This window comes from Paenibacillus sp. FSL E2-8871 (assembly GCF_038000345.1).
GTDB lineage: Bacteria > Bacillota > Bacilli > Paenibacillales > Paenibacillaceae > Paenibacillus_AQ.
On record NZ_JBBOBV010000001.1, the window covers coordinates 1,267,603 to 1,281,806 of the forward strand.

General features: G+C 41.0%; 8 protein-coding genes. All 8 read left to right on the forward strand.

Features of this window, described 5'->3' with window-relative positions:
• Window positions 1-3: 3 nt before the first annotated feature.
• The 8 genes from NYE25_RS05765 (at window position 4) to NYE25_RS05795 (ending at window position 14,082) form a co-directional block, all read left to right on the forward strand.
• Window positions 4-6,777, forward strand: coding sequence for a putative Ig domain-containing protein (locus NYE25_RS05765; RefSeq protein ID WP_341145374.1), 6,774 nt, complete (start codon window positions 4-6; stop codon window positions 6,775-6,777).
• A gap of 257 nt (window positions 6,778-7,034) precedes the next feature.
• A complete protein-coding gene (locus tag NYE25_RS05770; RefSeq protein ID WP_341145375.1) occupies window positions 7,035-7,712 on the forward strand; it encodes a response regulator transcription factor in 678 nt (225 codons plus the stop codon).
• Window positions 7,709-8,716, forward strand: a complete 1,008-nt coding sequence (locus NYE25_RS05775) for a sensor histidine kinase (protein WP_341145376.1) — start codon at window positions 7,709-7,711, stop codon at window positions 8,714-8,716. The genes NYE25_RS05770 and NYE25_RS05775 overlap by 4 nt, the downstream gene beginning before the upstream one ends.
• Window positions 8,717-8,799: 83 nt before the next feature.
• On the forward strand, window positions 8,800-9,522 hold the full coding sequence (locus tag NYE25_RS05780; protein ID WP_445667120.1) for an ABC transporter ATP-binding protein: 723 nt from the start codon (window positions 8,800-8,802) through the stop codon (window positions 9,520-9,522).
• Window positions 9,519-10,292: an ABC transporter permease gene (locus tag NYE25_RS05785; protein WP_341145378.1), complete on the forward strand. Its 774-nt coding sequence runs from the start codon at window positions 9,519-9,521 to the stop codon at window positions 10,290-10,292. Before NYE25_RS05780 ends, NYE25_RS05785 begins: the two co-directional genes overlap by 4 nt.
• Window positions 10,289-11,056 carry an ABC transporter permease gene (locus NYE25_RS05790; RefSeq protein ID WP_341145379.1) on the forward strand — a complete coding sequence of 256 codons (768 nt, stop codon included), beginning with the start codon at window positions 10,289-10,291 and terminating at the stop codon, window positions 11,054-11,056. Before NYE25_RS05785 ends, NYE25_RS05790 begins: the two co-directional genes overlap by 4 nt.
• 250 nt (window positions 11,057-11,306) lie before the next feature.
• A complete protein-coding gene (locus NYE25_RS31255) occupies window positions 11,307-11,777 on the forward strand; it encodes a lysostaphin resistance A-like protein (RefSeq protein ID WP_445667121.1) in 471 nt (156 codons plus the stop codon).
• Window positions 11,778-12,333: 556 nt separating this feature from the next.
• Entirely contained in the window at window positions 12,334-14,082 is a 1,749-nt protein-coding gene (locus NYE25_RS05795; protein WP_341145380.1) for a S41 family peptidase, read from the forward strand.
• Window positions 14,083-14,204 lie beyond the last annotated feature (122 nt).

The window sequence follows — 14,204 nt, forward strand, 5'->3', positions numbered from 1 at the left end:
TGGATGATACGATCGAAATGGATGCAAAAAGCTTTGTCGATGATTACGGCAACTTCGTTGGTGTTCCCTGGTCTGTTCGGCTTGGCGCCTTCATCTGAAGTGTCAGCTGCGGGAGGGGGCGAATCTTTTGACTCTGTTGTACTAGAATTGACACAAGCGGCAGGTCAGGCAGGCAGGGTGAATCTTACCTATAAAGGTTCGCCTTTAAGCAGTCTCGTGAAAGGACCGGTTATTGACGAGGTTAATTATGATTCCAGCAATGCGAATCTTTTAACTGTTAATAATCAGGGGAACATTACTTTAGCTAGCGGTTATACATTTGCGTCGCCAGGTGCTCCGGGCATCCCAGTGACAATCACGGCCGCGGCGAGTTATTACCATGACTCAGATGTGTTATTCATGGAGGACTTCGAGAACAATAATGGTCCAATGACATCAACTGGCAAATTAGGTTCGTCATACACGCTTTCCGATGCTCAGTCCCGTTCTGGATTGAAAGCGATTACACCTTCAAATGATACGAATAATGAAAATGTAGCCCAAGACGTGGCATTGCCGGCAGGTAGCAATTATAAGATGACGGCATGGTATTTTGATCCGTATCCTGATGAGGAGAAGACAGCGACGGATAGAACTCAATTTGCTATTGTAGATGGCAAAAATGCCACCTTTGCCGGGACATTCTATCAAAGTTCAGAGGCTGATGTTATTCATAACCCGACTAGATATACTTGGGCATATGCACCATCATCAGCGGGTACAGCAGGCAACCGTTGGAAAGATAGCGGGGCTTTACGTTCCACAGGCTGGCATAAATTCGAGTGGCTCATTACACCGAATGGTGCGACTTTACAAATAGACGGAACATTAATATCCGATTCAGCGCAAAGTAATATTTACAAAGCTATGAAGAGCGGTACAACCATTCAGCCTAAAATAGCTGGAGGATGGAACAACCAGTCAGGCAACAAAGCTTATATTAAAAATAAACATCTAATCGACGATTTTTATGTTGTTAAAGATGTGGCTACAACAACAGGAACCAGAACATTAACATTGAATTTGGTACCTCCCGGTGGATTGCCAAATTTAGAAATAATCACTCAGCCAACAGCGGCAGAAGTGAAGCAAGGTGAGACAGCAACATTTAGCGTTGCGGCATCAGCCGCTGCTTCAGCATATCAATGGTATGTATCTGACGACGAGTCTGGCTTGAACGGGACAAAAGTCAGCGGAGCTGATAAGGCGCTATTAACGCTTCCCAATGTGGACGCAGCTTCACAACAAGGCAATTTCTATTATTGCGAAGTGTCTTCGGCAGACGGAATTGTGGTGAAATCCAATGCTGCACCGTTGTTGATAACCACCAATACACAGGTGAATGCGCCAATTAAACCGACGCTTGACTCGGACACGGGCATTTATAGTGGCGCTTCCAATTACGGTGACACCCTTGTAACACTGTTCAAAGACGGTGGACCTGTTGGTTATTATTTATCGAAAAATGGAGGACCCGACCAGCCTAACAATCACGAAAGGCATCATGTTCTGCCCTATGCAAGGGCACTGGGAGTGGGCAACTACACGGTTACAGCCATTGTCATTAATAATGCGGGGGACATCAGTGAAGAAGTTGCAGCATCCGGAATATTAAAGATCGAGAAATTGCCTGTACCGGTAAATGTCAGATGGAACGGCACATACGCTACATGGGACCGCGTCGCTAACGCATCTGCCTATTCGGTTCAACTCTTCAGTAATGGAGTGGCTAAAGGAATCCCGATTGCAGCAACAAGCAATGATGCTGCTTTGTTCCCGACTTTAAATGATACATTTAAAGTAAAAGCAAACGGCAGTGCAACGTCACGATTCTTGGACTCTGATGAATCAGGAGAGAGTGCACAATATTCAGCCAACATTGCACTAATTCGCCAGAGCGATACTTTACGGGCAGGAGATAGAACACGGTTAATCGTTGACACTGCTGGTGTGTTCGTTGCTGATAACATCAGCTTCAGCCCGGCAGATCAAGACAAGGATAAGATTGAAGTTGATGATGCCGGATTCGTGACGGTTAAAAAAGGTTATGTTCCGACAGGGAACGAAGAGGTCACTGTTCAAGTGAGCGTTGATTACTTCAATAAGGCTGACACTATGTTTTACGATGGATTTGAAGGGGAGAAGAAATTTTCAAATGGTGCGAACGGATATGTTCACAGCGATGTGATGTCCCGTACCGGAGGAAAGGCCGCAACATCAAGCGGCGCCGGTCAGGTGGCTACTGTTCCAGGTACCTATAATTACACCCCTGCAACCGGTAAGACAACAATCGTTACTGCTTGGTACTATGATGATGGCAGAGCGGCTTCCAATGACCACGCTGTCTTTGGTTTAACCCCATCATCCAATGAACATATCGCAAGAAATTATGGCAACGGAGATGGCGATTGGGCGGCAAATCTGACCAATTACGCAGTCAGACCCGGTTCATCCGGGAGATTCTATCCTGTAGATGTCAAGCGAAGCGAAGGCTGGCATAAATTCCAATGGTTCGTTACATCAACGGGAACGACCTATAAAATCGATGGACAAGACATTCAAAGGCAATCAACAGATGGCGGCAATTTTGATACCCTAGTTAAGAACAATATTTCCAAGATCGATGCATTGCAGCTTGCTACGAACTGGGGCAACAAGGCTGGAACGATTAAGGATATACAGAACAGGCACTTTATCGATGACGTATATGTTATCGATAGTGGAATAACAGCCCAAACCGGAACATCTTCTATTACGCTAAAGCTCATGCCCAAAGAGTATAGCCACTTGGAAGACAGCACATATGTTATTGGTCTGGACGACTATAATATCACCGTAAATCCTGATTTAGCAGATCTAGCTGGAGTGGAGATCGGCGCTGTAACACTGCAGCGGGATGTGGATTATACTGTTAGCGGTAATGTATTGAAAATTAACAAAGAATCATTCGCAAGAAATAATATCGTGCCAGGAAAATATACCATTAGACTGAATCTGAATCCTGCCGAAATCACATTCGAGTTGAACATTCTACCACTTGAAGTCCGTGATTATTATTTCTCCAATAACGGTGACGATCATGCAGATGGACGCACACCGGCTACGGCATGGAAATCAATCTCCAAGATTAATGAATATGTATTTATGCCAGGTTCAACCATTTATCTGGATGCAAATAGCGTATGGAACGAACAAATCAAACTGCGCGGCGATGGTGAGGAAGGAAATCCGATTACGCTTACAAAATATAATACGACCGACCCTAACCAACGCCCGATAATTAATGGTGGAGGAACAGCGTCAAGCCCATCAGGCATTTCCTTAAACGGTACAATTGAGTTATATGACGTTAACTATTGGGTAGTCAGTGGAATTGAAGTAACGAACATCGGCAATAAAGCAGGTGACGGCCGTTCCGGTATCGCTGTAATGTCACGGATTTCCAAGCTGGGACAAGGTCAGTTTAATATTCAAGATTATGCTGATGCTCGTATGCAAGGCATCGTCATTCGAGATAACTACGTTCATGATGTTAATGGGCTGCACCAAGCAAATGGAGCAAGTAAGGTATCCGGCGGCATCATTATTAATGGTTATGTAGATATATTGGTTGAAGGTAATAAAACCCTTCGCTGCGATAACGAAGGTATTCGCAACAATGCCTACGGGCCAAGCAATCCAGGGACTAATAACACAGGCATTACTTGGAGTAACTCAAGCTATCCTTGGGCATCAAACGCTGTGTTTAGAAACAACTGGATTTCTAGTTCGGTTGGAGATGGCATTGTCATGTCCGGCGGGAACAACTCCCTTGTGGAACGAAATGTGGTCACAGACAGCGGATACAGCTATTTAAGCGATAAGAGCGGCAACCTGGTTACGAACTGGGGGCCAAATAATACAACGCCAACATATCTAGGTTCGCAAAACTATGCGGCAGCGTGGATTATGGCAAGTAAAGGCACGATCTTCCGCTATAATGAAGCCGTGGATAACCCTTATCATGCTAGTAATGACGGTATGGCTTGGGACATTGACAACTATTGTCAGGACAATGTGTATGAATACAATTACAGCCGAAATAACTATGGCGGTTGGTACTTACAGATGAATGCTGCCAAGGGCAATATCGTTCGCTATAACATTAGCGTGAACGACGGTCGCAGCCCGGATTTTAACAAGAGCTTTAACAGTCTTATATTACTTGCGGGAGGTTCTTCAACGAGCGAGGAATTAAGCGGATTATACTATAACAATGTCATCGTCACACCATTGAAGAATAGCAGTTCGTTAGTATTTGATCCGACGGCCTCCAACTTGCATATTTATTTCCAAAATAATATTTTTGCCTACACTGGGGCAAACAACCAGGTTGGTCTGAAAGGCGGGGGAACATCAGCTTCATTTGCAGCCGGACGTTTTACGAACAACATTGTATATCCGGCTAATCTTTTTGGTAGCATGAACGCAGGCGGAGGCGGGTATCTAGGTGCAGGCGTAACAGCAACTGACAACCGCTATGTATCGGAAGAGGAACTTAACTCTATATTAAATGATTATAAATCTGCGCCGGAACATTGGATTACCAACAGCGGAACAGTTGATGCCAAGCTTGATTACAGTGTGATGAACGGGTTCCGTCTTGCTGACGGTAATAACCTGGCCTATGGTGCAGGTGCCGAGATTGTAAGCCCATATGTGGATCGCGCGAACGCTCTGCCTCATATGACGGAGAGAACAGACTTCTTCGGAAATCCACTTAACGGCAGAACGCCTTCCATCGGCGCACACAACCCTTATGCGGTAACTTTTGATTCCAACGGTGGCAGCGAAGTGGTGAAGAAGTTCGCAGATATGGGCGGGACAATTAACGAGCCAACAGCACCGACAAAAGAAAACACTGTTTTCGGCGGTTGGTATCAAGATGCAGGATTAAACGATATCTGGGATTTCGTTGCTGATCCTGTTACAAGGAATATTGAATTATATGCGAAATGGGTTGAAGACGCAGGTACTGCGCCAATGATTACGACGAAATCGCTTGCTGATGGTAAGGTAGGACAACCTTATTCGGCAGTTCTTACCACTGACAGCGATAAGCCGATCAAATGGGCTGTTGTAGATGGTCAATTGCCATCAGGATTGAGCTTGGATGAAGATGCAGGTGTTATCTCGGGTACACCGGATCAATGGGGTCAATTTACATTTAAAGTTCAAGCTAACAATGACGAAGGCAGTGACTCGAAACCGTTCAATATAGTGATCACTGAAGATGTCTCAGTTGACACAGCTCCGGAGATTATCACAAAGACTTTGCCGAGTGGCAAAGTTGGACAACCTTATACGGTAACATTAGCGGTATACGGCAGCGAACCGATTACTTGGAAGGTCCAGGGAGGAGATTTGCCAGTAGATTTGAACCTAGATGAAGCAACAGGTGTTATCTCGGGTACGCCTCAAGAGGCAGGATATTACGAATTCACTGTTGGCGCAACGAATGATTTTGGTATAGATAAGCGAGTATTGAGCATCGAGATTAAAGAGGATAAGCCAGTGGAAACAGCTCCGGAGATTATCACTAAGAATCTGCCAAGCGGCAAAGTTGGAGAACCTTATACGGTAACATTAGCGGTATACGGCGACGAACCGATTACCTGGACAGTGAGAGATAATTATTTACCTACAGGGTTGAAATTAGAAGGAGCTACGGGTGTTATTTCAGGGGTGCCTAATGAAGCGGGAACATACAAATTCACTGTTACGGCTTCTAACCATGCTGGCATGGATACGATAGAGTTAACTATCGTAATTACTGCAAATAATAACGGCGGAGGATCAGGTGGCCAAATCAGCACGCCGACTCCTTCTCCAGAAACACCGGTAGCAGATCTTATTGATGCTACAATCAAAGAGCAGCTGATGAAAGGCAATTCCATTGCATTGACGATGTCAGCCGGAAAAGATGAGCTTGAGATTCAAAACGATACGATCGGTGCGATTATTAAAGCCAACAAACCGCTAACCGTTACGAATGACACCGTATCTGTTAAATTGTCCCCTGAATTGTTGAAGCAGTTGAATACAGGCAAGAGTATAAAGGTTGTGATTAAACCTGTAAATGATAGAGACGGAGTTATAGGGCGGGGATATGAGTTGAAGATCTTCGCAGATGGCCGGGAAGTAACGGATTATACAGGGCTTATACCAGTAACCTTCGATCTGACAAAAGAGAAGTTGTCGACTAACGATATTAGCATGTTATGCGGTGTCATGCTTCGATTAGACGGTAATATGGAACGCTTAGGCGGCAAATATGACCATAAGACAGGTAATTTTACCTTCACGGCAAAAGGACTAGGCTATATCTTTGTTACAACCAAACCTGAACCTGTGAAATTAGAACTTACTCTAGGTAAGAAAGAGTATAAATTAAACGGAATTGAAATGAGTATGGATGTTGAGTCGATGGTAGTTAAAGGCAGAACTTTAGTGCCACTGCGCTTCGTTGCTGAGAGCTTAGGAGCAAATGTAGGCTGGGATAACATTACGAAAACCGTAATGATTACCTTGAAAGGTCAGACTTTGTCTATAGCGATCGGTGAACTTGCACCAGGAATGGATGTTCCAGCTGAACTTGTAAACGGACGTACTATGCTCCCGTTACGCTTCATTGCTGAGTATTTTGGTGCAGATGTATTCTTCAATAATACTACGAAATCCATTAGTATCATGAAGTAGTATTCGCAAACAAAGCAGCTACACACGAAACCCTCTAACATGCACTGCAATGTTAGAGGGTTTCTATTGTGCGCCCATAGTGGACGACAACTTGGCGGTGAACGTCCGCTACAAGCTTGGCAGATCCAATCAGTTAGACGGGTCTCTTTTCTATAAAACTCTATTAACGAACGATATAATTGTCTTAACTGGAAACAATTCTTTGGGTTGTGTTAATCTGTCTAATAGTGAATTCAATTTAGAGCGAGGGATGTTACTTGAAAAGAAACGTATTATACATTGAAGATAATGAGAAAATAGGCAGCTTTCTAAAAGAAGAATTGGAACAGCGGGGATTTTCAGTTCAGTGGCTGCTTTCTGGTGAAGGCGCTGAAAAAGAAGTAAATCAGCATGAAATCGTTATTTTGGATATCATGTTACCCGGTTTAGACGGATTTACTGTGGGGAAACGATTAAAAAAGGTAGCTCCTGCTGTTCCTATTTTGCTGTTAACAGCTCGAACATCGATAGATGATAAGGTAGAAGGTTTACAATTTGCTGATGATTATTTAACGAAACCATTCCATACGGATGAATTAGTTGCAAGATTAGAAGTACTAATCCGTCGAAGTGGCGGAACACATTCCGAACGCATTTCATTAGGAAATTATATTGAAGTAGATTCAGAAGGCCAAATGGTATTTGACAAACGCACAGGAGAAGAAATTATATTAACAGCGAAGCAGCATCATATTTTAATGTACTTCTTACGCCACCCTAATCAAGTTTTACCAAAAGAACAAATCTATGAAGCCATCTGGGAAGAAACTTATATAACTGGCGATAAAACACTAATGGTACATATCCATCGACTGCGTCAAAAGTTGGAACGTCATCCAGATTCCCCAGAGATTATTGAAACGTTGAAGGGAATAGGCTATCGGGTGAAACTATGAAACAGACTAAATCATTATTTCGTCATTTTTTAAAAGGACATTTCCTATTTATCTTTTTGCCTCCAATTATACTTATTTTCTTATCTGCGTTCATTGAATCTCCTATTAATGGAGAAGAGCTGAATGCATTAAATCTATTTTACGTTGTACTACTTTTGTTTGGTTTTATTATTGTCGCATTTGTTGTAATATCTTGGATTTTCTTCTTAAGACTTCGTAAACGTCTCACCCGCTTACAGGAAGCCATGTCATTTTCAGCTAATCATAACTCATTTCCTAGACCAATATCTGTTCAAAGTGATCGTATGGATGAAATAGACCAGTTAGGCAATTCTTTTAATTGGATGATTCAGCAGCTTGAAGACAGCCGCAAGCGAGAACATGAAGAGGAATTGTTACGACATCGACTCATAGCGAATTTATCACACGACTTACGAACGCCACTTACCATTTTGAGAGGACATGTCACCCGATTAAATAAAGAATCAATGAGTCTAGAAGGACAAAATTCATTAACAGAAATGAATCATACGATTACAAGAGTGGGGGATCTAATGGATGATTTACTTTCCTATACATTGCTTACATCAGGGAAACATCCTTTTAGGCCCACTTCAACAGATATTGGACGTTTAGTAAGAGCATCTGTTGCTGCGTGGTATCCTGTATTTGAAGAAAAAGAAATCCAGATCGAGGTTGATTTACCGATAGAGGCGACTTTTTATTGGGAAGCAGATCCTAAATGGATGACACGTGTTCTGGATAATTTATTTCAGAATATTCTTCGTCATGCAGCAGAGGGGAAATATGTAAATATTGTGGTTGATGTAGAAAAAGAACAAATCATTGTTTCAGACAGAGGTCCAGGTATGGATAACTCTTCCTATGAGCGTGGGGCGGGGATTGGTTTATCGACTTCAAATTATATGTTGAAAAAAATGAAGCTGAAAGCTGATTTTACATCAAATGATAGTGGCACAAGAGTAGCTATCGGAAGATCTTAACCTAAAGTTAACCAAGAAGTAAACAGCAGGATAACCGAGATGTAACTTTGCTTCTTTATAATTAGAACCATAACAGAAAGGAAGTGTTATGGTTGCTTACAATTAATAACTTAGTCAAACATCGCGGAACTGGGGAAATCTTATCAGGTATCAGTTTTAAAGTTAGACCAGGTAGAGTAACTGGTTTTTTAGGTCCAAATGGGGCAGGTAAAAGTTCTACACTTCGCATCCTGCTTGGATTAGACCGCGCTACCTCAGGGAGTGCACTCATTAATGGAAAGCCATTCGCAGAATTACATAATCCTCTAGCAACAGTAGGTGCCGCACTTGATGGCTTCGGAGCTCATCGTATGCGAACAGGACGGGCACACTTGCGTTGGATTGCACGTGCTGCAGGATTGTCTAACTCACGTGTCGAGGAAGTTCTGGAAATAGTAGGTCTTACTAATGCCGCTGGGAAAAGAGTTGGGCAGTATTCTCTTGGTATGGGGAGAAGACTGGGAATAGCAGCTGCGCTACTTGGTGATCCAAAAATATTGATTTTAGATGAACCCGTAAATGGGCTCGACCCAGAAGGAATTCGGTGGATTCGGACATTTTTACGTGAACGTGCTGAATCTGGAAATACGGTGTTATTATCCAGTCATCTAATGGGAGAGCTTGCAGAGACGGTTGATGATGTGGTGATTATTAAGCATGGAACCATCGTTGCAGATGGAACATTGGAAGAAGTAATAGGTAACCATTCCACGCTGGAGGAAGCCTTTTTTGCCCTGACATCTGAAATTGCAGGTGATGTTGTATGAGAGCATTTAACGCGGAACTATCTAAATTGTTCTCCTTACCGGGTATTTGGCTTGCTTTTCTCATTGGAGTCTTTGCACCAGCGCTTATTGCTGCCTTAGACAGCATAGCACAAAAAGAGGAGATTATAGCTGGAGTTAGTACACGGCTATCGGAAGTTGGCTATATCGGGTTAGCTCTTGGTGTGCAAGGCGTAATTATTCTTGGTGTGCTTGCTGTCAGCAGTGAGTATTTAACAGAGAGCAGTGAATCTGGTGGAGGACAACAGATAACAACGAGTTTGACTGTTATTTCATCCCGGTTTCATTTTTTACTGGCAAAAGCAGGTGCTGTGACTGTGATCAGCATACTGCTTTGTATTGTTGCTATTATGACAACTGTGTCAGCAACGCATCTTATTCTTGGTGAATATGCCCCCGCATTTGAATGGTCCAGACTTATCGGTGCAGTTTGTTACTGGACATTCACTGCTCTTTTAGCACTTGGAATTACTTTTCTAACTAAGAATGGCATCCTCCCGCTTGCTGTGCTCATAATAAATTCATCCGTTGTATCATTTAGTGTCCTGTTGTATAGGGTTACAAAGTTGGCATTTTACTTACCAGATAGGGCTGGCGCTGAAATGTTTATGTTTACGGACAACACGTCCACAGGCACTTTATTCGACGGGTTTCACACCCCCTTTACAGGCGGTTTAGTCATGTTTGCCTGGGTAGTCGTTATTTTCATTGCTGCAGCTGTTGTATTCCATAGGAGGGATGTTGCAGCATGAGTGTCTCATCTAGTAGAAAATTAACACAAATCCTTGGTGCTGAACTGGATAAATTAGTTACATTACCATTGATATGGCTCACTCTTATGGGTACATTCATTCTAAATTTAGTTTTAGCCGCAGCTTTTACTTCTGTTGGTGTACAAGGAGCAACAGGTACGCAAAATATACTGAATATAGGACTTGCTTCTATGGGATATCTTCAAGCAGGGTTCATTATTCTTGGAATCTTAGCTACTTGTTCGGAGTATACTGGTGGACAGATTCGACCTACTTTAATTACGATACCTTGGCGTGGGTTTCAATTATCCACGAAGCATTTGGCATTGGCGATTATAACCATTCCTGTGGCGTTTATTATTGCTGCATCTGGTGTACTCTATACTTTTATTATGATGAGAGACACAACAGTAGTGATAGAAATAGACACAATGATAACAACATTAATAGGTGCAACGGGCTATCTAACATTAACCACACTTCTCAGTGCAGCTGTAGGTGCTTTATTAAGACGAACCACTCCTGCTTTAGTGGTACTGCTTGGTTATTATTTCATTGTCAGTCCATTGACGAGGGTTTTTCTACCTAGTAATAAAATTTTTTTAAATTATTTTCCGGATACGGCAGGATCTTATATGTATATGCCGTCTTCCTCTGATGAAATAAGTGTCCTTACACCAATGCAAGGGACAGGTATTTCAATGTTATGGACACTGAGCTTTATTACAGTAGCTATTGTATTTTACCGTAAACGAGATGCCTAGTTATAATTATATCTTATTCAACTAACGGGGCAGGATTGTCGAAGAAGTAAAGGGGGAGTTTCTGATAGAATTCAAAGTAAATAAAAATTATATTTGGGTATATTTCATAATATTTTACGCCCTATGGTGTATCAGAGAATTATGGTTAGTTCAACATTTAGATTTGATGGAACCCGTTCCAAGAGCTATAACATCAGCCACTATTAAAATAGTTATTTGGGTCATACCTATTATTTTATTAGTTATAATTATGGAAAAAAGTAAACCATTTTCCTATTTACAGTTACATCATAACTTTAGAAAAAGTCTAAAATGGACAGGTTGGGTATCCTTAGCCTTGATACTATTCTATTTTGTAATAAATCTTATCGTTTTAAATAATAATATCGATTTTCAAATAGGATTTAACGGATGGCTTAATACTATTCTATTGGTTGGTATTACTGAGGAAATTGTCTTTAGAGGTTTTTTATTAAGAAAGCTTATGGATTCTTTTAGATTCTGGATAGCAAATACAGTTACAGCTTTACTCTTTGTATCGATTCATTTTCCTATTTGGTTTTATAAAGGTCTGTTTGAATTCCCTTATATTCTAAGTTCCATATTAACAGTTTATGTGTTGAGTATTATATTTGGGTTTGTATATAAGAAAAGTAATTCTCTTTGGTCAGTAATTATTATTCATTCTTTGTATAATTTATTAGTGTTGCTCTTCTACTAGCGGGTGCTTTAGTTGAATAAGACTATACTACGACGATGATTAAACATAGATTCGGATTAAATTCTTAAAAAGGACAATTAGAAAAAGGCGGCAACAAAATATCTGCATGGAATAATGCGATGACTGTCGGCACCTCTATATAGTCCAACGGTGGTAAAGAATGAGAATGGAAAACTCTATGGGATCAAGCAAGATCATTAAGAGACATTGTTTCACGGTTGGCTGCGCTTTCATTCCTTTTTGGAGGAAGCGAAAGAAGGGATCATTAGTGCCGGGAAATTTATGAATGAATTGTATGAGGAACATTAATGCCTGAATGAACAACACGTAAATCTAATCTGTCATTATTTGATGCTGGGTTATCACCTTTATGTTTATTAGATGTATAATCAGGGTGAAAGCTCAGACAACATACGCCCCAGCCTACGATAAGAGCTATAAGGCTGGTTTTTTTTATTTAAAAACGACATGTAGATTTGCAGAGATAGGTGAAGCAGATCCTAGATTTGCAAGAATTACAAAAAGATAAATTGTTGAGCTGAAAGGTGGAAAAAAGGTGGGAGAAGAAAAAATAAGGAACTGGAATTCCCTGGTTTTTTTCAGTGTGTTGCTTATTTTTATTATTGCAGGATGTTCTACATCCCAAGACACTCATCAACTCGGGAGAGAGAAGGAGCAGGAATTTGACCAAGGAAGTGGAATGAAATTTACCAGCCTTTCTGAACAAAAGATCGTGGATTTAGCTAAGATCAGTAAGGTATGGGGAGTGGTGAAATACCATCATCCTAAGGTTGTATCTGGAGATGTAAATTGGGATTATGAGCTGTTTCGGGTGGTGCCCTCTATTTTAGAAGAAAATTCAGATGTGAATTCAATTCTCTATGAGTGGGTTCATTCATTAGGCAGCGAGTTCATTTCTGGAGAGCTTGATGATCAATATCAATTTTCCAAAGATTCCATACAGCTCAGCCCATCTACAGATTGGTCCAAGGATGAAGAATATCTCGGAACAGACTTGAGTCTTGAATTATCGAAGCTTCTGGATTCTAATATTTCAGAACGAGAATATGCATATGTTAGTTTTAAGGAAGATTCATTCTTTCCGTCTATGGGAAATGAAAACCCGTACTCTAATATGAATTTCGATGATACAGGCTACAGGTTGCTAGGTTTATTCCGCTACTGGAATATTATCGAATATTACTATCCGTATAAAGATGTCATCGGAGAAAATTGGGATCGAGTGCTTCTGGAGTTTATCCCTAAAATGGTAGATGGATCGGATTATGACTCCTATTTTATGACTTTAGCAGAACTGACAACTAGAATACATGATTCTCATGCATATTTGGTGGGCAAAGATAGAGAGACGATTACTGATTATTTTGGAACGTATCGGGTTCCCGTAAACTTTATCGAAATTAACAATCAGATTGTTATAAATAAAGTAATTAACAAGTGTGGACTTGAGGTCGGAGACATTGTATTAAAAGTAGGCGACAAAAATATAGATGAATTATTAGAACATAGAAGAAAATATATATCACAGTCGCGAGAAGACACAGCCAGCTTATTTTTTCTTGATTTATTCCGAACTGAACAGAAGAATACGGACATTACTGTAATTCGGCAGGGAAATAAGAGGAACATTAGTGCAGTAGGCAGTCAACAAGACATTAATTTCCTGGTTGATACAGAATCACAAGCAATGGAGAGTGGAGAAATCTACTATATTAATGCTGGTCTCTTGAAAGATGGAGAGATTGATAAAATCATGAAAAAATGGTGGAACACTAAAGGACTAATTGTAGATCTTAGAAACTACCCATCTAGCATACTTACTTATGAATTAGCCAAATATCTGATCGCTTCTGAAAAAGAGTTTGCCACAGTATCGGTCCCCAATCGTGCAATACCCGGTGAATTTTATTACCTTGAGCCTATGGTTTCAGGGAAACCCCAAGAAACAAATGCCGAGGTTTATAAGGGGAAAGTAGTGATTTTAATCAATGAACATACTGCTAGTCAAGGCGAGTTTACAACGATGTCTCTTAGAAATACAGATAACTCCATAGTTCTCGGTAGGCCGTCTGCTGGAACTGATGGTGATATACGTATCATTATGCTTCCAGGAAAAATAAAAACCGCTATAAGTGGACTCGGCATATTTAATCCAGATAAAAACCCAACACAAAGAATAGGATTGCAGCCAGATATTCGTCTTGATCCTACCATTGAAGGGATTATGGAAGGCAGAGACGAGTATATTGAGAGAGCTGTTGAATTAATTAAAGGTGGTTATTAATTATGAAAGTGTATTTGGAATATAAATGAACATCTATACATTTCTGGGCCTGATTTTTTAGGGAGGAATGAGATGAAGAGTAGACGGGTCATATTAATCAGCTTAATTGTACTTTGTTCCAT

Coding starts and splice junctions, on each gene's coding strand:
- NYE25_RS31255 (WP_445667121.1), top strand. CDS start 11,307: ATGGAAAAAAGTAAACCATTTTCCTATTTACAGTTACATCATAACTTT.
- NYE25_RS05785 (WP_341145378.1), top strand. CDS start 9,519: ATGAGAGCATTTAACGCGGAACTATCTAAATTGTTCTCCTTACCGGGT.
- NYE25_RS05775 (WP_341145376.1), top strand. CDS start 7,709: ATGAAACAGACTAAATCATTATTTCGTCATTTTTTAAAAGGACATTTC.
- NYE25_RS05765 (WP_341145374.1), top strand. CDS start 4: ATGATACGATCGAAATGGATGCAAAAAGCTTTGTCGATGATTACGGCA.
- NYE25_RS05790 (WP_341145379.1), top strand. CDS start 10,289: ATGAGTGTCTCATCTAGTAGAAAATTAACACAAATCCTTGGTGCTGAA.